Origin of the sequence: Micromonospora sp. WMMA1998, from assembly GCF_027497375.1 — a bacterium.
Lineage (GTDB): Bacteria > Actinomycetota > Actinomycetes > Mycobacteriales > Micromonosporaceae > Micromonospora > Micromonospora sediminicola.
Window position 1 is genome coordinate 5,332,725 of the sequence record NZ_CP114911.1, and the last position, 25,913, is coordinate 5,358,637.

The window sequence follows — 25,913 nt, forward strand, 5'->3', positions numbered from 1 at the left end:
GCCTAGAGTTCAGGCCGGATCCGTGCCGTCGTGCCCCGGCATCGACCGCAGCGCGGCCCGCAGCTCGCCGCGGCCGGTGACGCCGAGCTTGCTGTAGACCCGCTGGAGGTGGTTCTCCACGGTGCGGGTGGACAGGAACAGCCGCTCGGCGATCGCGCGGCTGGTCACGCCGTCGGCGGCGAGGCGGGCGACCTCCCACTCCCGGTCGGTGAGCGTGGGACGGAGCAGGCGCAGCGCCGGGGTGGAGATCTCGTCGCAGCGGCGCAGCAGGTCGGCGAGGCGCTCCCGGACCGGACCGGTCGCCCCGGCGCGCCCGTCCCGCATCCGGTGCAGCGCCATCGCGGTCGCCTCGGCGGCGTAGACGACCAGATCGCGGGCGGCGAAGCCGTCGGCCACCGCGAGCAGGTCGTCGGTGCAGCCGTCGAGCGCGGCCCGGCCGTAGCGGGCGACCAGCGGCGGCAGCACGCCGTCCACCTGTTCGGAGAGCTCCGCGAGGCGCTGCGCCACGGTGCGCCGGCCGCCGTCGGTGCAGGTCGGCCCGACCGGCGCGGCGGCCTGCTCGAACCGGACCAGGTCGAGCAGGACGAGCAGCTCGTGCCCGGCCAGCCCGTCCTCGCGCAGCCGGTCGGCCAGCGCGCAGAGGTGCTTGGTCGCCGCCGGCAGGTCGCCGACCGCCGCCTGCGCCGCGCCCCGGGCCTGCTCCAGCCACGGGTAGAGGACGGCCATCCCGGGCGCGTGCGTCCGGTCCGCCTCGGCCATCGCCTCGGCCGCGTGCGCCGCGTCCCCGCGCAACGCCGCCGCCTGGGCGCGTTCGGCGTGCGCCAGGCCGGCGTACACCCGGCTGGTGGCGAGCACCGCGCAGGCGCCCAGGCTGGTCTTGAGCGCGTCGTCGCCGTGGCCGCGCAGGCGGGCCGCGTACGCCTGGAGGATGGCCAGGTAGCCGGTGCCGAGCCGGAAGTCGCCGGCGCCGGCCAGGTCGGCGAACTCGTCCGCGACGATCGCGTCGATGCCGGCCAGGTCGCCGGAGAGCGCCAGCCGGGTGCCCCGGGCCAGCTCCATGGCGAGTTGGAGGTAGGGCATGTCGGACCGCCAGCACGCGGCCTCGGCCTGCACCCGGGCGATCGCGGTGGCGCTGCGGCGGTACTGCCCCTGGGCCGCCTGAAGGTGGGCGAGCGTGCAGCGGGCCAGCTCGCGGGCCGCCATCGGGGCGGCCGGGCGGTCGAGCACCTCCTGGGCCAGTCGCACCGCGACGTCGACGTCCAGCCGGTGCAGCCGCATGATGGCCTCGAAGGCGCGGACCCGGGCCCGGTCGGCCGGGTCGGACAGCTCCTCGCCGCGGGCGGCGATCTCCTCCACGGTGGACTCCCGGTTGAGGCCCCAGTAGCTGACCATGCCCCGGACGGTCAGCCAGCGGCTCCGTCGACGGTCGTCGTGGATGTCGCCGGCGACCTGGTCGAGCACCCCGATCGCCTCGTCCGGCCGGTCGCCGAACATCAGGATGGTGGCGAGCAGCTCGGCCGCGTCGGTGCCGCCGCCGGCCTCCAGCGCGGCCCGGGCCAGCCGGGTGGCCAGCGGCACGTCGTAGCGGCCGAAGGCCTGCACGGCCGCGTCGAGGAGCAGCGCCACGTCCTGGGCCGTACCCGAGTCGAGCCGCCACACCGCGACCCGCAGCAGGTCGTCCCGGCGACGCTTGCCGACCCGCTCCAGCAACCCGGCCAGGGTGGCCTGGAGCCGCCGGGTGCGGCTGACCGGGCACTGCCGGCGCATCACCTCGCCGTAGAGCGGGTGGGCCAGGCGGACGTTGAGCCGCCGGTCGTCGTGGACCATGGTGATGAGCCCGCGCTCCTCGGCCGTCTCCACGTCGGCCGGATCGACCGCCTGCTCCAGCAGGTGCAGGCCGAGTGGCTCGCCGAACGCGACCAGCTCGACCACGGCCCGGACGCCGGGGGTGAGCTGACCGATCCGGGTGTCGATCAGGTCGGTGAGGCTGGGGGCCAGCTCCAGCCGGCCGGTCCATTTCCAGATCCCGTACGTGCTCTTCAGCTCGTCGTCGGCGGCCAGCACCAGCTCGCGCAGCAGCAGCGGGTTGCCGGCGGAGAGCCGGAACAGGCGCTCGGAGGAGCCGGCGTCGACCGGGCCGCCCAGGATCGCGGCGAGCAGCCCCGTGGTCTCGCTCGGGCCGAGCGGCCCCAGCTCGACCAGGTCGACCAGGTCGTCGGTCCACAGGGCGCGGATCGGCAGCGGGATCTGCTCCCCGTTGCGCAGCGTGCCGATCACGGTGGCGTTCTCGGACCGGGCCACCAGGTGCACCAGCGCCGCCGAGGGCGGGTCGAGCAGGTGCGCGTCGTCGATCGCCAGCACGATGGGCCGGCCGGCGGCCTGTTCCTGGAGCACGTCCACGGCCCAGCGCAGGATCCCGGCGGGGGAGAGGCCCTGCGGTTGCGCGGCCGGAAGCACCTGGACCAGCCCGCCGAACGGCAGCGCGGCGGTGGTCGCGCTGGCCGCGACGGACCAGATGGCGTGACGGTCGGGCGAGAGCGCGGCCACCCCCTCCCGCAGCAACCGGCTCTTGCCGACGCCCGCGTCACCGCTGAAGAGCAGTCCGCGCCCCTCCGGGCCACCGACCGCCGACAACAGACGGTTGAGTTCATCCGTTCGGCCGACGAACTCCCACCTGCTCATCGGTGCAGCATATCGATGGTGTTCCGTCCGCGCGCGGACCGTCACGCAGTGAAGTTGAGTAATCTGTTCATTACCCGTGAGTACCGGATGTGTTCGGTGTCGGATCCCTGACACACGTACTCTTCCGGCATCCCCCGCGACCAGGGGATTCGATCGCGACCGGCCCCCCGGTCGCCTGACCGGGAGGCCGCCTGATGAAGCCGGGTCCGCTCCCCTCGGTCGACGTGCCCGAAACAGAGGGCCCGGCCGAGCCGCCCCGGTGCGCCCCGCTGCCGACCCGGGTCGGGGTGACCGAGCCGGGGCCGGACGAGCCGATGGCGGTGGTCGTCGCCGGTCCGGCGGGCGCCGGGCGACGGGAGCTGATCGCCGGCCTGCTCGGGCTGGACGCCGGGACGCTCGCCGTGCCCGCCGGCAGCCACCTGCTGGTCAACCACGCCAAGGTCGCCACCCGGGCCGCCTACGTCCCGGGCTACCGCCAGCCGCACTCCTACGGCGCCGACCCGCTCGCCGCCGGCCCGGCGCTCGCCCGGCCGCCGCGCCGGGTCGAGCTGAGCCTGCCCGACCCGCTGCTGCGGCACTTCTCGGTGCTCGACACCCCGGACACCGGCGCCCTCGGCGTGGCCGGTGGCCGGGTGCTGCTGGACGCCGTGGGCCGGGCCGGCGCGCTGCTCTTCACGATCTCCGCCGACCAGGCGTTCAGCGCGGCCGAGCTGCACCTGCTGGCCGAGGTGGCGCGGGCCCGGGTCGCGGTCTTCTTCGCCGTCACCCCCGGCGTGACCGGCTGGGCGGCGCCGGCGGACGGCGCGGCGGTGGAGGACACGGGGGCGTCCGTCCCGTCGGCCGGCCGGACCGGCCCGCCCGGCCCCGCCGGTCGGCTCGACCCGGTGGCGGTCTCGATCGCGGCCCACCGCGCGGCGCTGCTGGCCGCGGTGCCCGCTCTCGCCCCGGCGCGGTGGTTCCCGGCCCGCCGGGCGGAGCTGCCGAACCTGCGCCGGGCCCTGGTCGGCTGGGCCGCCGACGAGGGACTGCGCCGGGCCAGCGCCCGGCCGCCGGAGCCGCCCGGCGCGCACGGCCGGGTGCCGGTGGTGGCCGGGGTCGAGCCCGCCGAGGTGACCGACCGGATCGACCGCCAGGCCCGCTCCTGCGCCCAGCGGATCCGCCAGCACCTCGCCCTGGAGCTGGCCAACATCCACCTGCGGGTGGTGCAGGAGATCGTCTTCGGGGTCGGCTGCGCCGGTCTGCCGCAGCTGCTCGACCGTGAGCTGGAGGCGCTGTCGCTGCTCGCCACGGCCCAGTGCGACGAGGCGGTGCGGGGCATCGTCGACGACGTCGCCGCCCGGGTCTTCGGCGCGCCACTCGCCGAGGGCGTGCGCCGGCGGATCGATCACGCCGTGCGCTGGGGCCTGGCCGACCACCCGGACAGCCGGGAGCTGGACCGGGTGCTCCTGGTCACCAGCACGGCCGGGGTGGCCGGGCTGACCGGCACCGGCGCGCTCGACGCGCTGGCCGGCCTGCCCGGGGCGGAGCGCGACGAGGTGCTGCCGCCGATCGGCGTGGCGCTCAACGGCGGCTGCTGGCAGCACTGGCGGTCGCCGGGCAACGACGACCCGAACGCCGCCCGCTCCTGGGCCCAGCGGGCCCTGCGCGAGGTCGAGCTGGAACTGTCCCGGGAGGTGTCCCGCCGCTTCGAGGTGATCCGTCTCTCGCTGAGCGCGGTGCTCACCGACGCTGTCGACCACGGCATCCTGCTTGCCTGAGGACAGGGGCGCCGCGGGGGCGGCCGGGCCGACGTTCGCGGCCCGGGCGGGTGATCCCGACCGCCGCGCCGTTCCGGTTCATCGGTTCCCCGGATCCGGTGGCACGATGGGGGGCATGGCGGCTCCACAGGTTGCGCCGGTCGAGACGCCGGACACCGAAGAGGTGCCGGTCTCCGACCGGCCGTGGGTGACCATCGTCTGGGACGATCCGGTCAACCTGATGACGTACGTGACCTGGGTTTTCCAGAAGCTCTTCGGGTACAGCAGGGAAAAGGCGGAACAGCTCATGCTGGACGTGCACCACAAGGGCAAGGCGGTGGTCTCCAGCGGGGCCCGGGAGCGGATGGAGCACGACGCGTCGCAGTTGCACGCGTACGGGTTGTGGGCGACGGTGGACCGCTCATGAGCATGTTCCGCCGCCGGGGCGACCGCTACGTGGCGACGTTCGCCGTCGACGAGGTGCGCGTGCTGCGCAAGGTCGCCTCCGAGGTGGTCGGCCTGCTGACCGACGGCTTCGACCACGGTGACCCGGTGGTCGGCCGGCTGTTCCCCGAGGTCTATCCGGAGGACGCGGCCGGCACGGCCGAGTTCCGCCGCTACACCGAGGGCGACCTCAAGACCGCCAAGATCGACCAGGCCGGCGCGATCCTCGCCGCGCTGCCCGACGGCGACGCCGGGGGTGAGGTGCGGCTGGACGCGGAGGCGGCCGAGGCGTGGCTGCGCGCGCTCAACGACGCCCGGCTGGCGATGGGCGTCCGGTTGGAGATCAAGGACGGCACCGACCTGGGCGAGGAGCTCGACGACGCGGTCGCCGCGGACCCGGCCTCGTCCCGGGTGTTCCAACTGTCGGTCTACGCCTATCTCGGATATCTGCAGGAGTCCCTGCTCAACGCGCTCATCGACTGAGTCGTGACGGTCGCCACCTCGCCGCCCGGGACGGCCAGGCGCTAGGCTGGGCGGCGTGCTGAGCATCGACCGGTCGATCATCGACGCGATCGTCGCCCACGCGCGTCGGGACCACCCGGACGAGGCGTGCGGCGTGGTCGCCGGTCCCGTCGGCAGCGACACCCCGACCCGGCACATCCCGATGGACAACGCCGCCCGCTCGATGACCTTCTACGAGTTCGACTCGATGGAGCAGTTGCGGGTCTGGCGCGAGATGGACGACCGCGACGAGGAACCGGTCGTCATCTACCACTCGCACACCGCCACGGAGGCCTACCCGTCCCGCACGGACGTCTCCTTCGCCGGTGAGCCGGGAGCGCACTACCTGCTCGTCTCGACCCGTGAGTCCGACACCGAGGAGATCCGCTCCTTCCGGATCGTCGACGGCGTGGTCACCGAGGAGCCGGTCGAGATCGTGGATGCCGCCGTGGACCCGCACGCCGTCCAGTCCTACATGTTCGGGCAGAGCCCGGCGACGGTCGACTACGAGTGTTCCGGCCGCTGACCCCAGCGCCGGCACACCTTCCCTGTCCGTCACCTGGCACGACCCGAACGAGGAGCACGAGACACCATGGCCATCGAGGTTCGCATCCCCACCATCCTGCGCAGCTACACCGGCGGCGCGAAGGTCGTCGAGGGCAGCGGTGACACGCTCGCCGACCTGCTCACCGACCTGGACTCCCGGCACGCCGGCCTGCGGGCCCGGCTGGTCACCGACGCCGGTGCGCTGCACCGGTTCGTCAACGTCTACGTCAACGACGAGGACGTCCGCTTCCTGGGCGCGCTCGACGCCAAGCTCAACGACGGCGACAGCGTGACCATCCTGCCGGCCGTGGCCGGCGGCGCGTTCGGCTTCGCCGCGGCGGCGGCGATCGCCTCGCACGCGGTCGCGGTGCGCGCCACCGCCGCCCGCTAGGGGGTCGGCATGGCGCGGTACGACAGCCTGCTCGACGCCTCCGGCGGCACGCCGCTGGTCGGGCTGCCGCGGCTCTCGCCGACGGTCCCCGACGGCGCGCCGCCGGTGCGGCTCTGGGCGAAGCTGGAGGACCGGAACCCGACCGGCAGCATCAAGGACCGCGCAGCCCTGTTCATGGTCCGCGCGGCCGAGGAGGCCGGCCGGCTCCGCCCCGGCGACACCATCCTGGAACCGACCAGCGGCAACACCGGCATCTCCCTGGCCATGGTGGCGAAGCTGCGCGGCTACCGGCTGGTGTGCGTGATGCCGGAGAACGTCTCGACGGAGCGGGTGCAACTGCTCCGGATGTACGGCGCGGAGATCATCTTCTCGCCGGCCGCCGGCGGCTCGAACCAGGCCGTCGCCACTGCCAAGCAGATCGCGGCCGACCACCCGGACTGGGTGATGCTCTACCAGTACGGCAACGAGGCGAACGCCCGGGCGCACTACGAGACGACCGGGCCGGAGCTGCTGCACGACCTGCCGGGCATCACCCACTTCGTGGCCGGGCTGGGCACCACCGGCACGCTCATGGGCACCGGCCGCTACCTGCGGGAGAAGGTCGACGGGATCCAGGTCGTGGCGGCCGAGCCGCGCTACGGCGAGCTGGTCTACGGCCTGCGCAACATCGACGAGGGCTACGTGCCCGAGCTGTACGACGCCGGGGTGCTGTCCCGACGGTTCTCGGTCGGCACCCGGGACGCGGTGCTGCGGACCCGTCAGCTGGTCGAGGTCGAGGGGATCTTTGCCGGGTTCTCGACCGGCGCGATCCTGCACGCCGCGCTCGCCGTGGCGCACGAGGCGGTCCGTGACGGCCGCCGTGCCGACGTGGCCTTCGTGGTCTGCGACGGTGGCTGGAAATACCTGTCGACCGGGGCGTACGGCGGCACCCTCGCGGACGCCGAGGACGCCCTGGAGGGTCAGCTCTGGGCCTGAGGGCCCGACCGACGGTCCGACCGGCGACGTGTCGCCGGCCGGGCCGTCGTCATCTCCCGGGACCAGACGTGTACGGGTGTCACGTTGATGACAACTTCCGGCAGATGATTCTTGCCCGACCGGGCCGACGCGTAGGCTGCGCAGCGTGGCGAGCGCGTCGGTAGAGATCAACGGCGGCGGGGCGACTGCCGGCGGGTCGACTACCCACGGTGAGATCGAGGCAACCGGATGCGACTGACCGTCCTCGGCTGTGCGGGCAGCTTCCCCGGGCCCGAGTCGCCCTGCTCCGCCTACCTGATGGAGGCCGACGGGTTCCGGCTGCTGATCGACTTCGGGGTGGGTTCGCTCTCCACGCTCCAGCGCTACGTCGGGCTGCACGCCCCGGATGCCGTCCTCCTCACCCACCTGCACTGCGACCACATGTTCGACGCGGTGTCCTACGTGGTGGTGCGCCGGTACGCGCCGGACGGCCCGTACCCGCCCCTGCCGATGTACGCCCCCTCCGGCGCGCCGGACCGGCTGGCCAGCGCGTACGGGCAGGAGGAGGGCTCGGTGGAGGACGTCTACCAGTTCTACGGCCTGCAGCCGGGCACGTTCCCGATCGGCCCGTTCACCGTCACCGTCGACCGGATGAACCACCCGGTCGAGACGTACGGGGTGCGGTTGGAGCACGGTGGCCGGGTGTTCTGCTACTCCGCCGACACCGCGCCCTGCGAGGCGCTGCTGCGGCTGGCCCAGGACGCCGACGTGTTCCTCTGCGAGGCCAGCTACATGGACGGGGTGGACAACCCGCCGGACCTGCACCTGACCGGCCGGGAGGCCGGCGAGGCGGCCACCAAGGCGGGGGTGGGCCGGCTGCTGCTCACCCACCTCGTCCCCGCGTGGGGCAGCGAGTCGCACACCGTGGAGTCGGCGGCCGGGGCGTTCGCCGGGCCGCTCGAGGTGGTCCGGGCGGGCGCCAGCTACGACATCTGACCCGCGTCCGGCCCGTTGCCGCAGTGTTCGCCGGCCGGTCAGCGCACGGTCGCCTGCCGCATCCGTGCGGCCCGCACCCTCGGGCCATGCGGATCGCCATCGTCACCGAGTCGTTCCCGCCGGACGTCAACGGCGTGGCGAACTCGGTCGTCCGGGCCGCCGAGCACCTGGTCGCCCGGGGCCACGAGCCTCTGGTCGTCGCGCCCGCCCCGGCCGGCGGCCGGCGCCGCCGGGCCGATCACCACGCCTATCCGGTGGTGCGTATCCCGAGCGTGCCCCTGCCCCGCTACCAGGGCTTCCGGCTCGGCGTGCCGAGCGTCGGGCTGACCGGCGCGCTGCTCGGGCACCGGCCCGACGTGGTCCACCTGGCCAGTCCCTTCGTGCTGGGCGCGGCCGGGGCGTCGGTGGCCGCCCGGCACGGTCTGCCCGCCGTCGCGGTCTACCAGACCGACGTGGCGGCCTACGCCCGGGCGTACCGGGTGGGGTGGGGCGAGGCCGCCGCGTGGCGGCGGATCCGCGAGATCCACAACTCCGCGCAGCGCACCCTCGCGCCGTCCACCCGCGCCGCGGCGGACCTGATCAACCACGGGGTACGGCGGATCTGGCTGTGGCGGCGCGGCGTGGACGCGGTCCGGTTCCACCCGGCCCGGCGCAGCGACCGGCTCCGCGCGACCCTCGCGCCGGGCGGCGAACTGCTGGTCGGCTACGTCGGCCGGCTCGCCCCGGAGAAGCGGGTGGATTTGCTGGCGCCGACCACCGAGCTGCCCGGCGTCCGCGTGGTCGTGGTCGGTGACGGGCCGGCCCGCCGGCAGCTCGAACGCGCGCTGCCGGCGGCGCGGTTCCTCGGCGTGCGGCGCGACGACGCGCTGGCCGAGCTGTACGCCAGCCTGGACGTGTTCGTCCACACCGGACCGCACGAGACGTTCGGGCAGACGCTCCAGGAGGCCGCGGCGAGCGGTGTGCCCGTGGTGGCCCCGGCCAGCGGCGGCCCGGTGGACCTGGTCGAGTCGGGGGTGACCGGACTGCTGGTGCCGCCGGACGACGGGGCGGCGCTGGCCGCCGCCGTGGCCGAGCTGGCCGCCGATCCGTCGCGCCGGGCCCGGTACGGCGCGGCGGCCCGCGCGGCGGTGGCCCGGCGCAGCTGGGACGCGGTCGGGGACGAGCTGATCGGGCACTACGAGGCCGTGCTGGCCGGCGCGCCCGCCGCCGGACGGCTCGCGGCGTGACCGGGGCCGGCGTCCGTCCGGTACGCATCGTCCGGCTGGCCAACTTCGTGACCGCGCGCTCCGGCGGGCTGCGCACGGCGCTGCGCCAGTTGGGCGCCGGTTATCTGGCCGCCGGTCACGAACCCGTGCTGGTGATCCCCGGCGAGCGTTCCTCGGACACCACGCGACCGTGGGGGCGGGAGATCACCCTGCCCGGGCCGGAACTGCCCGGCACCGGCGGCTACCGGGTGCTGGCCGACCGGCGGCGGCTGGCCCGGCTCCTCACCGACCTGGCCCCGGACCGGATCGAGGTCTCCGACCGCAGCACGCTGCGCTGGACCGGCCGCTGGGCGCGGGAGCACGGGGTGCGCTCGACGATGGTCTCGCACGAGAGCCTGACCGGGCTGCTCGGCCAGTGGGGGATGCCAACCGGGCTGGCCCGGCGGACCGCCGACCGGCTGAACCGTGAGACGGCCCGCCGGTTCGACCGGATCGTCTGCACCACCCGCTGGGCCGCCGAGGAGTTCGGCCGGTTGGACGGGCCGTCCGTGGAGCGGGTGCCGCTCGGCGTCGACCTGGACACGTTCCATCCCCGGCGCGCCGACCCGGTGCTGCGGGAACGGTACGCCGACGACTCCGAGGTGCTCCTGGTGCACTGCGCCCGGCTCTCCGTGGAGAAACGCCCCGAGCTGGCGGTCGCCGCGCTGGCCCGGCTGCGGCGCGCCGGCGTACCGGCGGTCCTGGTGCTGGTCGGCGACGGACCGCTGCGGCCGTCGCTGGCGTGGCGGGCGGCGGGCCTGCCGGTGCACTTCACCGGTTTCCTGCCGGACCGGCTGGCGGTGGCCGCGTTGCTGGCCAGCGCGGACGTGGTGCTCGCACCGGGGCCGGTGGAGACGTTCGGCCTGGCCGCACTGGAGGCGCTCGCGTCCGGCACGCCGGTGGTGGCGAACGCCGCGAGCGCCCTGCCCGAGGTGATCGGCGCGGGCGGGCTCGCCGCGTACGGCACGGCGGCCGCGTTCGCCGTCGCGGTCCGACGGCTGCTGGACCGGCCGGAGGCGGAGCGCCGCGCCGCCGCGCGGGCCCGCGCCGAGGAGTTCGGCTGGCCGGCCGCGGTGGCGGGCTTCCTGCGCGCGCACGGCGTCGACCCGCCGGCGCGCTGACCCGCCGGCGGGGCGATCACCGCACCGCATAGGGTGCAGGCATGGCGCGACCTGACGGGCGGCGGCCCGACCAACTCCGACCGGTGACCCTGACCCGGGGCTGGAGCACCCATCCGGAGGGCTCGGTGCTCGTCGAGTTCGGCGCGACCCGGGTGCTCTGCACGGCCAGCGTCACCGAGGGCGTGCCGCGCTGGCGCAAGGGCTCCGGGCTGGGCTGGGTGACCGCCGAGTACGCGATGCTGCCCCGTGCCACCAACACCCGCTCCGACCGGGAGAGCGTCCGGGGGAAGGTCGGCGGTCGTACCCACGAGATCTCCCGGCTGATCGGCCGCAGCCTGCGTGCCTGCGTCGACCTGAAGGCGTTGGGCGAGAACTCCGTGGTGCTCGACTGCGACGTGCTCCAGGCCGACGGCGGCACCCGCACCGCCGCGATCACCGGCGCGTACGTCGCCCTGTACGACGCGGTGACCTGGCTGGCCGAGCGCAAGGCGCTCACCGGCAAGGTGGAGAAGGTGATGCACCGCTCGGTGTCCGCGGTGAGCGTCGGTGTGATCGGCGGCGAGCCGATGCTCGACCTCTGCTACGCCGAGGACGTGACCGCCGAGGTCGACATGAACGTGGTCTGCACCGGCGCCGGCGACTTCGTCGAGGTGCAGGGCACGGGCGAGGCCGGTGTCTTCGCCCGCGACCAGCTCGACGCGCTGCTCGACCTGGGCGTGGCGGGCTGCCTGGAACTGGCCGACGCGCAGCGGAAGGCGCTGAACCTGTGACCGACAACAAGGTGCTCCTGGCCACCCGCAACCGCAAGAAGCTCGTCGAGTTGCAGCGCATCCTGGACGGCGCGCTCGGCGCCCACCGGATCGCCCTGGTCGGCCTCGACGACGTGGAGGAATACCCGGAGCTGCCGGAGACCGGCCTGACGTTCGGCGAGAACGCGCTGATCAAGGCCCGGGAGGGCTGCCGGCGCACCGGCCTGCCGACCATCGCCGACGACTCCGGCATCGCGGTGGACGCGCTCAACGGCATGCCCGGCGTGTTCAGCGCCCGCTGGTCCGGCCGGCACGGCGACGACCGGGCCAACCTCCAGCTCCTGCTGGACCAGGTGGGCGACGTGCCGGACGAGCACCGCGGCGCGGCCTTCGTCTGCACGGTGGCGCTGGTGCTGCCGGGCGGCAAGGAGCACCTGGTCGACGGCCGGCAGCCGGGCCGGTTGCTGCGCGCGCCGCGTGGCGAGGGCGGGTTCGGCTACGACCCGATCTTCCTGGGTGACGGGCAGGAGCGGACCAACGCCGAGCTGACGCCCGAGGAGAAGGACGCGGTCAGCCACCGCGGCAAGGCGCTGCGGGAGCTGGCCAAGCTGGTCGCCAAGGTGCTCCCGCCCGCCGGCTGAGATCAGCCGAGCGGGCCGATCTCCCGCTCGATCGCGGACCGCAGCGCCGGCCCGCGCACCACCTCGCGCGCCGCCTCCATCAGCGGGGCGAGGAAGACGTCCGGCCCCGGCTCGCCGATCGCCTCGCCGAGCGCGGCCACCGCCGCCCGGCCGGCCGGCGACGGCTCCAGCGGCGCGCGCAGCTGGAGCCCGCGTACGGCGGCCAACAGCTCCACCGCGAGCAGGCTGGTCAGGTTGTCCAGCACGGTGCGCAGCTTCTTGGTGGCCGCCCAGCCCATCGAGACGTGGTCCTCCTGCATGCCGCTGGTGGGCAGCGAGTCGACCGAGGCGGGGGCGGCCAGCCGGCGGTTCTCCGCCACGATGCCGGCCGCGGTGTACTGGGCGATCATCAGCCCGGAGTTCACCCCGGCGTCGGGGGAGAGGAACGCCGGCAGGTCCCGGTTGCGGGCCACGTCGAGCAGCCGGTCCACCCGCCGTTCGGCGATCGCGCCCACCTCGGCGGCGGCGATGGCCAGGTAGTCGGCGGCGAAGCCGAGCGGCGCGCCGTGGAAGTTGCCCGTCGACTCGACCCGCCCGTCGGGCAGCACGACCGGGTTGTCCACCACGGACAGCAGCTCCCGGCCGGCGACCACCTCGACGAAGTCGAGCGTGTCCCGGGCCGCGCCGGCCACCTGCGGGGCGCAGCGCATCGAGTACGCGTCCTGCACCGCGTGGGCCAGGTCGTCGCGGTGCGAGTCCATCACCGCCGAACCCTGGAGCAGCCGGTGGATGTTCGCCGCCGACGCGGCCTGCCCGGGGTGCGGGCGGATGGCGTGCAGCTCGGGCAGGAACGGCCGCTCCGAGCCGAGCATCGCCTCGATGGCCAGCGCGGCGGTGACGTCGGCCATGGCGAACAGGTGCCGGGCGTCGGAGACGGCGAGCAGCAGCATGCCGAGCATGCCGTCGGTGCCGTTGATCAGCGCCAGTCCCTCCTTGGCGGCCAGCGACACCGGCTTCAGCCCGACCCGGCGCAGCGCGTCGGCGGCGGGGATCCGGTCGCCGGCCGGGCCGAGCACCCAGCCCTCGCCGAGCAGCGCCAGCGCGCAGTGCGCCAGCGGCGCGAGGTCACCCGAGGCGCCCAGCGAGCCGTGCTCCGGCACCCAGGGCGTGACCTCGTGGTTGAGCAGGTCCACCAGCGCTTCGGCGACCAGCGGGCGGACGCCGGAGCGGCCGAGCGCGAGCGAGCGCACCCGCAGCAGCATCATGGCGCGTACCACCTCGCGGGGCATCGGCGCGCCCACGCCGGCCGCGTGCGAGCGGATCAACGCGTGCTGCAACTCGGCCCGCCGTTCCGGGGCGACGAACGTGTTGGCCAGCGCCCCGAACCCGGTGGAGACGCCGTACACCGGGCGGCCGGCGGCCTCGATGCCGTCCACGATGGACCGGCTGGTCGCCATGGCCTCGGTGGCGGCCGGGTCGAGCACGACCTTGGCGGTGCCGCGGGCCACCGCGAGCACGTCGGCGGGGGTGATCCCGGTGGACAGGATGGTCACGTCGGTCATCGCGGCACTCCGTTGTGCAGAACCTGGCGGATCAGTGGCACACCCGGCCGGTAGGCCAGGTGCAGGTGGGTGGGGGCGTCGAGGATCATCAGGTCGGCCCGGGCCCCCGGGGTCAGCCGGCCCACGTCGGTGCGGCGCAGCGCCGCCGCCCCACCGGCGGTCGCGGCCCAGACCGCCTCCGCCGGGGTCATCCGCATCTCGCGTACGGCGAGCGCGACGCAGAACGGCATCGACGAGGTGTACGACGAGCCGGGGTTGCAGTCGGTGGCCAGCGCCACGGTGACGCCGGCGTCGAGCAGCCGGCGCGCGTCCGGGTAGGGCGAGCGGGTGGAGAACTCCGCCCCGGGCAGCAGCGTGGCGACCGTGCTGGTCGGCGGCCCGGAGAGCCACTCGACGGTGGTCGAGCCGGCGAGCGCGTCGATGTCGGCGTCGGTCAGGTGGGTGCAGTGGTCCACGCTGGCCGCGCCCAGCTCCACCCCGAGCTGGACCCCCGGGCCGGGGCCGAGCTGGTTGGCGTGCAGCCGCACGCCCAGACCGGCCGCCTGCCCGCAGGCGAGGATCGCCCGCGCGTGGTCGGCGTCGAACGCGCCCCGCTCGCAGAACACGTCGATCCAGCGGGCGTACGGCGCGGCGGCGGCCAGCATCGGGCCGCAGACCAGGCCCACGTAGTCGTCCGGGCGGTCCGCGTACTCGGCGGGGACCACGTGCGCGCCGAGGAACGTGGTGTCCTCGGTGAACTCGGCGGCGATCCGCAGCGAGCGGGCCTCCTCGGCGACGGTCAGCCCGTACCCGCTCTTGATCTCGACGGTGGTGGTGCCCTGCCGCAGCATCTCCGCGCGCAGCCGGCGCACGGTGGCGCGCAGGTCGTCGTCGGAGGCGGCGCGGGTGGCGCCGACGGTGGTCCGGATGCCGCCGCCGGTGTAGGGCTCGCCGGCCATCCGGGCGGCGAACTCGGCGGCCCGGTCACCGGCGAAGACCAGGTGGGCGTGGCTGTCCACGAAGCCGGGCAGGACGGCCGCGCCGTCGGCGTCGATCCGCCGGTCGGCGGCGGGCGCGTAGCGGGCCGGCCCGACCCAGGCCACCTCGCCGTCCTCGATCAGCAGGGCGGCGTCGCGGCGGACGCCCAATGGGTCGCCGCCCCGCCCGTCGTTGGTGACCAGCTCGCCGATGTTGTCGACGAGCAGACTGCCGATCATGACAACACCGCCGCGATCGAGTCCCGCAACTCGGTGGGGACGTCGACGGTCAGGTGCCGTCCGTCGGCCACCACGGTCCGGCCGTCCACCACCACGTGCGTCACGTCGGCGGCGGTGGCCGCGAAGAACACGCCCACCGGCGGCACCCCGGCCGTGCGGGCGCTGTCCAGCCGTACCGTCACCAGGTCGGCCCGGTCACCCACGGCGAGCCGGCCGGCGTCGCCCCAGCCGAGCGCGGCGTGCCCGGTCACGGTGGCGGCGGTGACCAGGTCGGCGGCGCCGAAGTGCCCCCGTTTCCGGGTGCGCAGCCGCTCGTCCAGCTCCACCGCGCGGGCCTCCTCGAACAGGTCCACCACGGCGTGGCTGTCGCTGCCGAGGCTGAGCGGGCTGCCCGCCTCGGCCATCCGCCGGGCCGGGCCGATCCCGTCGGCCAGCTCCCGTTCGGTGGTGGGGCAGAGGCAGACGCCGGTGCGGCTGTCGCCGAGCAGCGCCACGTCGGCGGCGGTCGGGTGGGTGGCGTGCACGGCGGTGGTGTGCCGGCCGAGCACGCCGTGGTCGGCGAGCAGCCGGGTCGGGGTGCAGCCGTGCACGGCCCGGCAGGCGTCGTTCTCGGCCGGCTGCTCGGACAGGTGCACGTGCAGCGGCAGCCCGTGCCGGTCGGCCCAGCCGGCCACGGTGGCGAGCTGTTCGGCGGGCACCGCGCGGACCGAGTGGATCGCCGCGCCGAGCCGGACGTGCTCGTCGGCCGGGCGGAACGCGTCGACCCGCTCCGCCCAGCGCAGCGCGTCGCCGTCGCCGAACCGGCGCTGCGGGCCGACCAGCTCCGCGCCGTCCACGCCGGCGGTCAGGTACGCGGCGTCGAGCACTGTGAGCCGGATCCCGGCGTGCGCGGCGGCCTCGACGAGCGCGGCGGACATCGCGTTCGGGTCGTCGTACGGGGTGCCGCCGGGGCCGTGGTGCAGGTAGTGGAACTCGCCCACGCAGGTGATCCCGGCGAGCGCCATCTCCGCGTACGCGGCGCGGGCCAACGCCAGGTAGGAGTCGGGGTCGAGCCGGGCGGCGACCGCGTACATGAGGTCCCGCCAGGACCAGAAGTCGCCGCGCCCGTCGTGGGTGCGCCCGCGCAGCGCCCGGTGGAACGCGTGCGAGTGGGCGTCGGCCAGCCCGGGCAGGGTCAGCCCGGGCAGCCGGGTGGCGTCGCCGAGCACCTCCACCCCGGCGGCCGGCGACCCGCCGCCCGCCAGCGGGGTGACGGCGGTGAGCCGCCCGTCCGTCGCCTCGATCAGCACGTCCGGGGTGGGCTCGGCGTGGTCGGGCAGCCAGGCGTACTCGGCCAGCCAGCGGGTCAACGGCATGCCAGCTCCTCCAGCACCCGGGCCAGGGCGGCCACCCCGGCGGCGCAGTCGGCGTCGGTGGCGGACTCGGCGGGGGAGTGCGACACCCCGGTCGGGTTCCGCACGAACAGCATCGCGGTGGGCAGGTGCGCCGCCAGCACCCCCGCGTCGTGGCCGGCGCCGGTGGGCAGCACCGGCGCGTCGAGCAGCGTGACCAGCCGCCCGGCCAGCCCGCCGTCGAACGCGACAAGCGGGGTCGCCGACTCCTGCGTGCAGGTCAGCGCGGTGCCGTCCCGGCCGGCCCGCTCGGCGGCCTTGGTCCGTACCGCCTCGACCAGACCGTACAGCGTGTCCGCCTCGGCCGCCCGGGCGTCCAGCCAGCCGGTGACCCGGGACGGGATGGCGTTCGTGGCGTTCGGCTCGACCGACACCCGGCCGACGGTGGCGTGGGCGTCGCGCAGCCGGGCCTCCTTGTTCGCCGCCAGCACGGTGAACGCGTAGGTGAGCATCGGGTCGCGGCGGTCGGCCATCCGGGTCGTACCCGCGTGGTTGCCCTCGCCGGTGAAGTCGAACCGCCACCGGCCGTGCGGCCAGATGGCGGAGGCCACCGCGACCGGCGCGTCCGCGTCGACCAGGGCGCGGCCCTGCTCGACGTGCAGCTCGACGAAGGCCGCGAAGCGGGCGAGCAGCGCCGGGTCGGCGCCCGCCGGCCGGTCGCCCAGCGCGTCGGCGAAGCTCACCCCGGCGTGGTCGCGCAGCCCGGCCGCGCGGTCGACGTCGATCTCGCCGGTGAGCAGCCTCGACCCCAGGCAGGGTACGCCGAACCGCGCGCCCTCCTCCTCGACGAACGCGGCCACCACCACCGGCCGGATCGGGGTGACGCCGGCGGCCCGCAGCTCGTCCACGGCGAGCAACGCGCTGACGATGCCGAGCGGCCCGTCGTACGCCCCGCCGTGCGGCACCGAGTCGAAGTGGCTGCCGGTGAGCACCGCGTCGCCGGCCGCCGGGTCGCCCCACCAGGCGAACAGGTTGCCGTTGCCGTCCTCGGACACGGGCATGCCGCGCCGGTCGGCCTGGTCCCGGAACCAAGCGCGCAGGGTGAGTTCCGGCTCGGTCAGCGCGTAGCGCAGGTAGCCGCCGCTGCCCGCGTCCCGCCCGATCGGCGCGATCTCGTCCCACAGCTCCCGGAACCGGTTAGGAAGGGACCCTTCCTCTACCGAATGCGTTAACAAGGGGCCCCTCCTTACTCGCTCATCGGGACGCGCACGCCGGTGCGCGCGGCGACCTCGCGGGCGTCGTCGTAGCCGGCGTCGACGTGCCGGATCACGCCCATCGCCGGGTCGTTGGTGAGTACCCGCTCGATCTTCTGCCCGGCCAGCTCGGTGCCGTCGGCCACGCACACCTGGCCGGCGTGGATGGACCGGCCGATCCCCACGCCGCCGCCGTGGTGGATGGACACCCAGGACGCCCCGCTGGCGGTGTTGACCAGCGCGTTGAGCAGCGGCCAGTCGGCGATCGCGTCGGAGCCGTCGGCCATCGCCTCGGTCTCCCGGTAGGGGCTGGCCACGCTGCCGCAGTCCAGGTGGTCCCGGCCGATCACCACGGGCGCGCTCAGCTCACCGGACGCGACCATCTCGTTGAACCGCACCCCGGCCCGGTCGCGCTCGCCGTAGCCGAGCCAGCAGATCCGCGCCGGCAGCCCCTGGAACGCGACCCGCTCGCCGGCCATCCGGATCCACCGGGCCAGGGAGTCGTTCTCCGGGAACAGGTCGAGGATGGCCCGGTCGGTGGCCGCGATGTCCTTCGGGTCGCCGGAGAGCGCGGCCCAGCGGAACGGGCCCTTGCCCTCGCAGAACAGCGGCCGGATGTACGCCGGCACGAAGCCGGGGAAGTCGAACGCCCGCTCGTACCCGCCGAGCTTCGCCTCGCCCCGGATCGAGTTGCCGTAGTCGAAGACCTCCGCGCCGGCGTCGAGGAAGCCCACCATCGCCTCGACGTGCTTGGCCATGGAGGCCCGCGCCCGGTCGGTGAACTCGGCCGGCTTGGCCGCCGCGTAGTCCCGGGCGTCGCCCGGCTCCACCCCCTCCGGCACGTACGACAGCGGGTCGTGCGCGCTGGTCTGGTCGGTCACGATGTCGATCGCGACACCCCGGCGCAGCAGCTCGGGGAAGACGGTGGCGGCGTTGCCGACCACACCGACGCTCAGCGCCCGCCGGTCCCGCTTCGCCGCGAGGGCCCGCTCGACCGCGTCGTCCAGCGAGTCGGCGATCTCGTCCAGGTAGCGGTCGTGCGCCCGCCGCTCCAACCGGGTCCGGTCCACGTCCACGACCAGGCAGGCGCCGCCGTTCATGGTGACCGCGAGCGGCTGCGCCCCGCCCATCCCGCCGCAGCCGGCGGTGAGCGTCAGCGTGCCGGCGAGCGATCCGCCGAACCGCTTGGCGGCGACCGCGGCGAACGTCTCGTAGGTGCCCTGGAGGATGCCCTGGGTGCCGATGTAGATCCAGGAACCGGCGGTCATCTGCCCGTACATGGTCAGGCCGAGCGATTCGAGGCGGCGGAACTCCGGCCAGGTGGCCCAGTCGCCGACCAGGTTGGAGTTGGCCAGCAGCACCCGGGGCGCCCACTCGTGCGTGCGCATCACCCCGACCGGGCGGCCGGACTGCACCAGCATGGTCTCGTCGTCACGCAGCTCGGTGAGCGTCCGCACCAACGCGTGGTACGACGGCCAGTCCCGGGCCGCCTTCCCGGTGCCGCCGTAGACGACCAGGTCCTCCGGGCGCTCGGCCACCTCCGGGTCGAGGTTGTTCATCAGCATCCGCAGGGCGGCCTCCTGCGGCCACCCCTTCGCGGTGCGGGTGGTGCCCCGGGCGGCGCGGACGGGCTGGTGCATCTCGTACTCCTCTCAGCCGAGGAACAACTGGCGGCGGGCGGCGGACGACTCGAACGCCTCGAGTCGGGTCTGGGTCTCGGCCGGTGCGGCGTCGCAGATCGCCTGGAGCACCACCATGGCCAGGGTCATCGGCGCGGTGTGCAGGTCGAAGACGAGATCGGCGCCGACGGCGGCGGGCAGGACCACGTCGGCGTGGTCGGCCGCGGGGCTCACCGGGGAGTCGGTGATCGCCACCACGGTCAGCCCGGCGTCGGCGGCCTCGCGGAGCGCGTCCAGCGTCTCCCGGGGGTAGCGGGGCAGCACGAAGGCGAGCAGCGCGGTGGCGCCGGCCGCGACCGCCTGGTCGAGGCGGTCGGCGAGCAGGCTGCCGCCGTCGTCGAGGACCCGCACGTCCGGGTGCACCTTGGCGGCGAAGTACGCGAAGTACGCGGCCAGCGGCGCGCCGGCGCGCAGCCCGAGCACCGGCAGCGGCCGGCTCGCCGCGAGCATCCGGCCCACCCCGGCGATCCGGTCGGCGTCGGCCAGTTGGGCGGCGAGCCGGTCGAGGTTCTCCATCTCGGCGTGCACGGCCCGTTGCAGGGCGTTCCCGGCGGCCGGGTCCGTCGCGCCGGCGGCGGTCAGTTCCCGCAGCCGGCGGCGCAGCGCCGGATAGCCGTCGTGCCCGAGCGCCATGGCGAACCGGGTGACCGACGGCTGGCTGACCCCGGCCAGCTCGGCCACCTCCGCCGCGGACAGGTACGCCGCCGCGCCCGCGTGCCGCACCAGGCAGTGCGCGATGCGGCGCTGGGTCGGGGTGAGGCGGACGCCGTGGAAGAGGTCGAGCAGGCGGTCGGGGCTGGACGCGCCGCTTTCATTCACGGGCTGACTCTATGCATGAAAACTTTCACAGCGCAAGGTGTGACCCGTCCGCGGACGGACCGACGGGCACGCTCTCTGTACTATCCGCTCGGCGGGTGAGCAGAGGAGTGGGGCATGCAGCCGGAGGGTCCGTACAGGTTCACCGAGACGTTGGGGGAGTGCCAGGTCGGCCGAGCCTGGGCGGCTCTCGACGGGCAGGACCGTCCGGTGACCGTCGCCGTCCTCGAGGGCGCCGCCGCCGCCGACCATCGGTGGCGGGAGGCGTTCGGCAACGCGGCGAACCTGCTGGCGCAGGCCCCCGACGGCCACCGGTACGTCAACGCCGACTTCACCGCCCCCGAGCCGTGGATCGCGTACCCCTCCGTAGAGGAGGGTGCGGCCGAGCGTCTGTTCCGCAGCCTCGGGATGGACTACCAGCGCACGCCGACGGCCGAGATGTTGCCGCCGCCGCCGGTCGCCGCCCCGGTCTCGCCCCCGCCGCAGCTGCCGTGGGTTCCGCAGCCGTGGGCGATGTCGTCGCAGCCGATCTCCGGCGCGCCGATGTCGCCGGTCGCCGTGTCCGCCGTCCCGGCGACCACCGAGGCCGCCCCGGCCCCGGTCGCCACCGATCCGCTCGACCTGTCGGGCGGGCGGCGGATCGCCCCGGTGCCGCCGGAGCCGAAGCGGCGGGACTGGATCTCGATCGTCGGTGCCCTCGTGCTCACCCTGGTCGCCGGCACGGCCGGGTTCTTCCTGGGCGGAGGCCGCGAGAAGGAGGCCGCGACGCCCTCGCCGTCGGCCAGCCCCTCCCTCCCGCCCTACGAGGCGACGCAGTTCTCCATCAACAAGGCCAAGTTCGACGGGGAGCTGGCCCCGCTGGCCGAGCCCTGGCTGACCCGGATCGGCGGCTGCGTGGTCTACGCCCAGCCGGGCGCCCCTAAGCTGCCGGCGGACGAGAAGGGGCACGTCTTCTGCCACTACGACGGTGCGTGGCTGCACTTCGCGCTCTACCCGGGACAGAAGCAGAAGGACACCGCGCGGGCGTACCGCCAGCAGCTCAATCTCGCCGGCGGCGCACTGGCGCCGGGGCTGCGCGAGGCGACCACCACCAAGGGCGGCGTGACCGGCCGGACCGGCAACTACGTCGAGTACGCGTTCGACGGTGAGGACGGCCGGGCGATCTGCGGTGTCTGGTGGGACCCCGACGACGTCCAGGGTGCCTTCTACGTGGAGACGCTCTGCGAGGACGGCATGGCCGGCAACTGGGACGCCCTGCGGGACCTGTGGCGCCGCGGCAGCTGACCGGACGGTGGCGGGCGTGCCGCGTCACTCCCTGCTGATCAGCACGACCGGCTCGACCCCGTCGGTGACCTGGTCGACGCGGTAGGCGGAGAGCGCCTCTCGCCAGGCGTCCACCTCGTCGCCGATGACGTGCGAGCGGATCAGCCAGACACGCCCCCCGTCGCCGCGCCGGGCCGCCGTCTCGACCGCCTGCTGGAGACTGGCCCGGACGGCCGTCGTGTCGTGACCGGGCACCACGACGACGTCGGACCGACCGGGCATCTCGACCCACCAGCCCACCGTGTTGCCGTGCGGCGCCACCAACCTGAGCGTGTCCTGCCGGGAGTAGAACGCGAATCCGTACCAGGCCGCGTTGTTCATGACGACCACGTCGTCCGGGGCGCGGTGGGCGGCCACGTACTCGGTCGCCGACCGGACGTCCGTGACGGAGATCGCGGTGTAGTAGAGCCCCGACTCGTTCCCGTCGAACCGGTACCAGCGGCTGTTGCCGACTGCGTACCCGCCGAGCAGGACCGCGCAGACTGCCGCGGCCAGCACGGCGGGCCGCACCCGGGGGAGCCCACGGCAGGCCAGGTCGGCCGTGACGTCCGCCAGCCCGGCGACCCCGATCCCGGCCACGGCCGCGGCCGTGACCAGCAGGAAGTGCGAGGTACGCAGCTCCAGCAGCGGATAGATCCCGGCCACCCCGACAATCGTCGCGACCACGGGCAGGAGAACCACGGCGATCGCGGCGGCGGGCCGGTCCCGCTTCGCGAGCGTCAGCGTGCCGGCCACGAGCAGGCCCACCACGACCGGTCCGGGCGCGCCGACCACGGGCATCAGGGTGTCGAGTTGCCCGCCCAGGTAGCCGGGCAACTCGGTCACCCGGGGAAAGTTGGCGGCCCAGAACTGCTGCATGGGCCCGTTGCGGCCCTGCATCGAGATGCCGACGTAGACGGCCGTGAGGATCAGCCCGGCGTTGAGCCCGGCCACGGCCACCTCGACGAGCCGGAGCCACTGCCGCCGGGCCGCCGTGACGAGCAGCAGCCCGCCGAACGCGCACGGGGCCACGATCGCGGTGACGTGGCTGAACAGCATGGACGCGGCGACGACGGCGGTGAGCACCCGCAGCCGTCGGCGCGACCATCGCTGCTCGAGCCAGGTGACCAGGGCGAGCACACCGACGGTGACGGCGGCGTCCGCGGTGTACTGCTTGAGGTCGTGGCGGACCTGTTGGGCGGGCAACAGCAGGACCACCGCCGCGCAGGCCGCGCCCGCCACCACGCCCCGGCCGGGCGTGGGCCGCGCCATCGACCGACCGAACGCGTACGCCGCCACCACCGCGAGCCCCTGGAACACCAGGGTGACCAGCCGTAGGTCGTCCGGATCAGGCACCAGCCGCAGCAGGAAGCTCCACCCGAGCGGGCTGGACGACGTGGTGACCGGCAGGTCGTGCAGCGGGAACCGGACGGAGAGGGCGACCCACGCCTCGTCGAGCCAGTACGGCGCGATGAGCATGGTCCTGACGTCGTGCAGGATCGGCAGGAGGCACAGCAGGGCGAGCAGGGCGATGCTGTCCCACAGGATCGGGCGGGGACCCGGCGGGCGGACCCTGGTCCCGTCGGGTCTGCCGACGTCGGCTGGTTCGACCTGTGCAACCACGCAGACACCTACCCCGACTGCCGACCGGCCGGCCGTCACCCTAACCCACCGGTCAGGAGTGTCGACAGGGCCGGACCGGCCACCGCCGGGCGCGGTGCCCGCCACGTTGACCGTCCGAAAAGGACCGACCGGGCCGAGGGCTGCTGCCGGTCGGCGCCGGCTGCTACGTACGATCGTGCGGTGCGGGTCTGGGCGGACAGGATCACCGGTGGCGAGCGCAGGACGCGGTACCTCGGCGCCGGCGTCGTCGTTCTGGCCACCGGGCTCCTGGTGACGGGCAGGTGGCAGCTCGCGCTCGGGGTCGGCGTCGGCGCGCTGCTCGGCTGGGTGATGCTGGAGCCCGTCCGGATCACCTGGGCCGTCTTCGTCATCGCCTTCGCCGTCCCGGTGACCATCGACCCGGGCTACCCGACCAATCCTTCGTACACCCTGTTGCTGGTCCTGTTCGTCCTCGCCGCCTGGGGTCGGGTGGTGCGCGCCGAGCGCGACGGGTGGCCGCCGAGGGCGCTGGCTGCGGTTCTCGTGCTGCCGACGTGCGCGGTGCTCGCGGGCCTCGTCCACTGGCACGGGGTGAAGCCGGTGGCGGTCGGTGTCGCGCCCCTGCTGTGTTTCGGCGTGCTGGGGTGGCACCTCGTCGAGGAGGCGCGTCACGACTGGCGGCCGATCCTGCGGATCGCCGAGACGCTCACCTGGTTCAGCGTGGCCGTGGCCGTGTTCGCCAAGTACCAGACCGTCTCCCGGAGCTGGCCGATCTTCGACCAGTTCGCCTACGACTGGACGTACACCTCGGCGTTCGACGCGACCCGGGCGGTGGGCGTCTCCGGGCATCCGATCATCTACGGCACCTTCGCCATGGCGATGGCGCTCGTCGCGCTGACCCTCCGGGGCAGGTTCTGGTACGTCCCCGTGGCCGCCAATCTCGTCGGTCTGGTGCTCTCGGGCACCCGCAGCGCCTGGGTCGGCACGATCCTCGCCCTCGGCTTCTGGCTCTTCCTCCAGTGGCGGAAGGTCACCTGGCGCGGCCTCGGCAGCGCGGTCGCCATCACCGCGGTCACCTGCGCGCTCGTGGCGGTCAACCCGTCGGCTCTGCTGCCGGCCGGCACCGATCCGACGTCGACCGCCCAGAACACGCAGGCCGTTCCCCCGCCCAGCCCGGCCGTCCCCCCGTCGAGCCCGGCGGTGCCTCCGTCGAGTCCGGCGGTGCCCGCGTCGAGTCCGGCGGTGCCCGCGTCGAGTCCGGCGGTGCCCGCGTCGAGCCCGGCGGCGCCCGCGTCGAGCCCGGCGGCGCCTCCGTCGAGTGCGGACGCTGCCGGCCCGCAGGACTCCGTCGACGTGGCCGGGTCGCGGATCTCCGATCCGGCCAGCGCGGACGCCCGTTTCACACGTATCACCGTCGTCTGGGCCGGGATCACCCGCGACTGGTCCACATTCGTCTTCGGCAACGGGCCGGAAGCCAACGTGCGCTATCTGGAGAACGTCGGGATCGGCGACGGTCAGGCGCAGGTCTTCGACAACACCTACCTGACGTTCTGGTACAACTTCGGGCTGATCGGGCTCGCCTGCCTGCTGGCCCTGCTGGTGGTGCTGTACCGGCGCCTCCGGTCGCTGCCGGCCCGTGTCCTGCTCGTGGGCTTCGCGGCCCAGATCTTCTTCTTCGACGTGTGGCTGTGGCTGGGCGCCGTGGCCGTGCTGCTCCTGGCGGTGGCGCTGGGCGCCGCCGAGGACCCGTCGCTGTCGGCGCGGCCGGCACCCGACCCCCACCGCCCGGACCCGGCGGCCGGTGTCCGGACCGATGCGGCCCTCGCCCCGGACACCGGGGCGGTCCCGGGCCGCCCCTAAGCGGCGGTGGGCGCCGCGGCCGGATCCGGGTTGCCGTCCGGTGCGTCCCGGTGCCCCGCCGGCGCCGGTTCCTGCGTGTCCCCAGCCGGGCTACCACCGTGCGACTCGACGTCGGTCCGCGGCTCGCGCAGCGCGCGCGGTGTCCAGTCCTTGAGCCGCAGCGCCGGCTTCTCGACCAGGTGCCACGACAGCACCGCCAGTCCGCCGCTGAGCAGCGCGCTGGCCAGGAAGAAGCCGACCAGGCCGACGGCCTGGACACCGAGGGTGGCCAGGACCTGCTGCACCACGAACGAGTAGATGTACACCCCGTACGAGTAGTCGTTCACCCGGCCGACGCGGTGCAGCGGCGCCGGCAGCCGCACGGCGAGCCACAGCACGGCGTACGCGTAGGCGAGCAGCGCCGGGGCGAAGAAGGCCCGGTCGACGGCGTACGGCCCCGGGCCGACGAAGCTGCCCCGCACGGCGAGCCAGCCGACCACCGCGAGCGCGAGCACACCGAGCAGGTCGTTGATCGGCAGCCGGTCGCGGTACAGCTCGGCCACCCCGCCGACCAGGAACATGAAGCCGTACCAGAGGAGGTAGGTCTTCTCCAGCGCCCCGAGCAGGGGCAGCGGACCGAGCGCCCCGACGGCCCAGATCCCCTGGTCGCCCGCGTCGTGCCGGAGATAGTTCCAGCAGAGGACGCCGAACACGGCGACGGCGACGAGCAGCAGGAGCGGGCGCAGCTGCCGCCGCAGGACGGCGAGCGCGGCCAGGACGGCCACCGCCAGGTAGCACCAGATCTCGTAGGCGAGCGTCCACAACGAACCATTGACGGTGTTCCCGCCCTGCCAGCGCCAGTACGGCGTGTCACCGACGAGCAGGTCGGCGATGCCGTACTGGCGGAGGCCACCCCACCAGTTCTGCCGCAGGTAGTCCAGCACCCCGCCCGGGCTCCGCCACAACCCGTCCAGCGTGCCGTGCCGATCGAGGCAGAGCAGGGGGGCGACGACCAGCCCCGTGACCAGCAGGCAGGCCCACAGGCCGGGCCAGATCCGCAGGGCGCGGTGCCACAGGAAGCGGGGGGTAGAGGTGCGCCGGGCGGAGCCGACGACGAGGAAGCCAGAGATGACGAAGAAGCCGGCCACGGCGAGAGCGCCCAGGTCGACCCGGTGCGCGAGCGGACGTCCGAACCCCAGCGCGGCGCTGTGCGACAGCACCACGGCGAGCGCGAACGCGAGTCTGAGCGCGCCGAAGCCGTTCGCCCGACCGTGGTACGCGCTCGCCATCGGCTGCGACGCCAACGCGCGCCGCACGGTGGTCCTCAGCAGCGGAAGCACCGCAGCCAC

At 74.7% G+C, this 25,913-nt stretch carries 22 protein-coding genes; 13 read left to right on the forward strand and 9 right to left on the reverse strand.

The genetic code is table 11. The features are described 5' to 3' along the window. Positions 1–9: 9 nt before the first annotated feature. On the reverse strand, positions 10–2,682 hold the full coding sequence (locus O7600_RS24770) for a LuxR family transcriptional regulator (protein ID WP_281590883.1): 2,673 nt from the start codon (positions 2,680–2,682) through the stop codon (positions 10–12). Positions 2,683–2,906: 224 nt separating this feature from the next. On the opposite strand from O7600_RS24770, the gene O7600_RS24775 reads away from it, so the two are divergent. The 11 genes from O7600_RS24775 (at position 2,907) to rdgB (ending at position 12,005) form a co-directional block, all read left to right on the forward strand. Continuing rightward, positions 2,907–4,439: a hypothetical protein gene (locus O7600_RS24775; protein WP_281590884.1), complete on the forward strand. Its 1,533-nt coding sequence runs from the start codon at positions 2,907–2,909 to the stop codon at positions 4,437–4,439. Positions 4,440–4,554: 115 nt separating this feature from the next. Next, a complete protein-coding gene (clpS, locus tag O7600_RS24780) occupies positions 4,555–4,845 on the forward strand; it encodes an ATP-dependent Clp protease adapter ClpS (RefSeq protein WP_091269570.1) in 291 nt (96 codons plus the stop codon). After that, the gene (locus O7600_RS24785) at positions 4,842–5,345 is read left to right on the forward strand and encodes a DUF2017 domain-containing protein (protein ID WP_091584094.1); all 504 of its coding nucleotides are present in this window, start codon (positions 4,842–4,844) and stop codon (positions 5,343–5,345) included. Before clpS ends, O7600_RS24785 begins: the two co-directional genes overlap by 4 nt. Before the next feature lie 55 nt (positions 5,346–5,400). After that, entirely contained in the window at positions 5,401–5,889 is a 489-nt protein-coding gene (locus O7600_RS24790) for a M67 family metallopeptidase (RefSeq protein ID WP_281590885.1), read from the forward strand. Between the two features lie 66 nt (positions 5,890–5,955). After that, complete coding sequence (locus O7600_RS24795; RefSeq protein WP_281590886.1) at positions 5,956–6,300, forward strand: MoaD/ThiS family protein; 345 nt, start codon at positions 5,956–5,958, stop codon at positions 6,298–6,300. Positions 6,301–6,309: 9 nt separating this feature from the next. Beyond that, entirely contained in the window at positions 6,310–7,275 is a 966-nt protein-coding gene (locus O7600_RS24800; RefSeq protein WP_174527476.1) for a pyridoxal-phosphate dependent enzyme, read from the forward strand. Between the two features lie 228 nt (positions 7,276–7,503). After that, positions 7,504–8,250, forward strand: a complete 747-nt coding sequence (locus O7600_RS24805) for an MBL fold metallo-hydrolase (protein WP_281590887.1) — start codon at positions 7,504–7,506, stop codon at positions 8,248–8,250. Positions 8,251–8,336: 86 nt separating this feature from the next. Next, positions 8,337–9,476, forward strand: a complete 1,140-nt coding sequence (locus O7600_RS24810; protein ID WP_281590888.1) for a glycosyltransferase family 1 protein — start codon at positions 8,337–8,339, stop codon at positions 9,474–9,476. After that, positions 9,473–10,615, forward strand: a complete 1,143-nt coding sequence (locus O7600_RS24815; RefSeq protein WP_281590889.1) for a glycosyltransferase — start codon at positions 9,473–9,475, stop codon at positions 10,613–10,615. Before O7600_RS24810 ends, O7600_RS24815 begins: the two co-directional genes overlap by 4 nt. A 41-nt stretch (positions 10,616–10,656) precedes the next feature. Beyond that, on the forward strand, positions 10,657–11,385 hold the full coding sequence (rph, locus tag O7600_RS24820) for a ribonuclease PH (RefSeq protein WP_091581009.1): 729 nt from the start codon (positions 10,657–10,659) through the stop codon (positions 11,383–11,385). Further along, positions 11,382–12,005, forward strand: a complete 624-nt coding sequence (gene rdgB, locus O7600_RS24825) for an RdgB/HAM1 family non-canonical purine NTP pyrophosphatase (protein ID WP_281590890.1) — start codon at positions 11,382–11,384, stop codon at positions 12,003–12,005. Before rph ends, rdgB begins: the two co-directional genes overlap by 4 nt. Before the next feature lie 2 nt (positions 12,006–12,007). On the opposite strand, the gene hutH is transcribed toward rdgB, so the two are convergent. Genes hutH through O7600_RS24855 form a run of 6 tightly spaced genes read right to left on the reverse strand, consistent with a single transcriptional unit; the run spans position 12,008 to position 19,824 of the window. Beyond that, entirely contained in the window at positions 12,008–13,546 is a 1,539-nt protein-coding gene (gene hutH, locus O7600_RS24830) for a histidine ammonia-lyase (protein ID WP_281590891.1), read from the reverse strand. After that, a complete protein-coding gene (gene hutI / locus O7600_RS24835) occupies positions 13,543–14,739 on the reverse strand; it encodes an imidazolonepropionase (protein ID WP_281594259.1) in 1,197 nt (398 codons plus the stop codon). Before hutI ends, hutH begins: the two co-directional genes overlap by 4 nt. Then, positions 14,739–16,091 carry a formimidoylglutamate deiminase gene (locus tag O7600_RS24840; protein ID WP_281594260.1) on the reverse strand — a complete coding sequence of 451 codons (1,353 nt, stop codon included), beginning with the start codon at positions 16,089–16,091 and terminating at the stop codon, positions 14,739–14,741. The genes hutI and O7600_RS24840 overlap by 1 nt, the downstream gene beginning before the upstream one ends. Continuing rightward, complete coding sequence (locus O7600_RS24845; protein WP_281590892.1) at positions 16,088–17,308, reverse strand: allantoate amidohydrolase; 1,221 nt, start codon at positions 17,306–17,308, stop codon at positions 16,088–16,090. The genes O7600_RS24840 and O7600_RS24845 overlap by 4 nt, the downstream gene beginning before the upstream one ends. 11 nt (positions 17,309–17,319) lie before the next feature. Continuing rightward, positions 17,320–18,966: a urocanate hydratase gene (hutU, locus tag O7600_RS24850; protein WP_281590893.1), complete on the reverse strand. Its 1,647-nt coding sequence runs from the start codon at positions 18,964–18,966 to the stop codon at positions 17,320–17,322. A gap of 12 nt (positions 18,967–18,978) precedes the next feature. After that, the gene (locus tag O7600_RS24855) at positions 18,979–19,824 is read right to left on the reverse strand and encodes a MurR/RpiR family transcriptional regulator (protein WP_091580981.1); all 846 of its coding nucleotides are present in this window, start codon (positions 19,822–19,824) and stop codon (positions 18,979–18,981) included. Between the two features lie 114 nt (positions 19,825–19,938). Here O7600_RS24855 and O7600_RS24860 point away from each other — a divergent pair, with 114 nt between their 5' ends. Beyond that, positions 19,939–21,105, forward strand: a complete 1,167-nt coding sequence (locus O7600_RS24860) for a hypothetical protein (RefSeq protein ID WP_281590894.1) — start codon at positions 19,939–19,941, stop codon at positions 21,103–21,105. A gap of 24 nt (positions 21,106–21,129) precedes the next feature. Here O7600_RS24860 and O7600_RS24865 read toward each other — a convergent pair whose 3' ends face one another. Further along, positions 21,130–22,746, reverse strand: coding sequence for a hypothetical protein (locus O7600_RS24865; RefSeq protein WP_281590895.1), 1,617 nt, complete (start codon positions 22,744–22,746; stop codon positions 21,130–21,132). Between the two features lie 180 nt (positions 22,747–22,926). Here O7600_RS24865 and O7600_RS24870 point away from each other — a divergent pair, with 180 nt between their 5' ends. Beyond that, the gene (locus O7600_RS24870; protein ID WP_281590896.1) at positions 22,927–24,585 is read left to right on the forward strand and encodes an O-antigen ligase family protein; all 1,659 of its coding nucleotides are present in this window, start codon (positions 22,927–22,929) and stop codon (positions 24,583–24,585) included. Here O7600_RS24870 and O7600_RS24875 read toward each other — a convergent pair. After that, positions 24,582–25,913 carry an acyltransferase gene (locus tag O7600_RS24875; RefSeq protein ID WP_281590897.1) on the reverse strand — a complete coding sequence of 444 codons (1,332 nt, stop codon included), beginning with the start codon at positions 25,911–25,913 and terminating at the stop codon, positions 24,582–24,584. The two genes, O7600_RS24870 and O7600_RS24875, sit on opposite strands and share 4 nt — an antisense overlap.

Coding starts and splice junctions, on each gene's coding strand:
- O7600_RS24770 (WP_281590883.1), bottom strand. CDS start 2,682: ATGAGCAGGTGGGAGTTCGTCGGCCGAACGGATGAACTCAACCGTCTG.
- clpS (WP_091269570.1), top strand. CDS start 4,555: ATGGCGGCTCCACAGGTTGCGCCGGTCGAGACGCCGGACACCGAAGAG.
- O7600_RS24785 (WP_091584094.1), top strand. CDS start 4,842: ATGAGCATGTTCCGCCGCCGGGGCGACCGCTACGTGGCGACGTTCGCC.
- O7600_RS24795 (WP_281590886.1), top strand. CDS start 5,956: ATGGCCATCGAGGTTCGCATCCCCACCATCCTGCGCAGCTACACCGGC.
- O7600_RS24800 (WP_174527476.1), top strand. CDS start 6,310: ATGGCGCGGTACGACAGCCTGCTCGACGCCTCCGGCGGCACGCCGCTG.
- O7600_RS24805 (WP_281590887.1), top strand. CDS start 7,504: ATGCGACTGACCGTCCTCGGCTGTGCGGGCAGCTTCCCCGGGCCCGAG.
- O7600_RS24810 (WP_281590888.1), top strand. CDS start 8,337: ATGCGGATCGCCATCGTCACCGAGTCGTTCCCGCCGGACGTCAACGGC.
- rph (WP_091581009.1), top strand. CDS start 10,657: ATGGCGCGACCTGACGGGCGGCGGCCCGACCAACTCCGACCGGTGACC.
- hutH (WP_281590891.1), bottom strand. CDS start 13,546: ATGACCGACGTGACCATCCTGTCCACCGGGATCACCCCCGCCGACGTG.
- hutU (WP_281590893.1), bottom strand. CDS start 18,966: ATGCACCAGCCCGTCCGCGCCGCCCGGGGCACCACCCGCACCGCGAAG.
- O7600_RS24860 (WP_281590894.1), top strand. CDS start 19,939: ATGCAGCCGGAGGGTCCGTACAGGTTCACCGAGACGTTGGGGGAGTGC.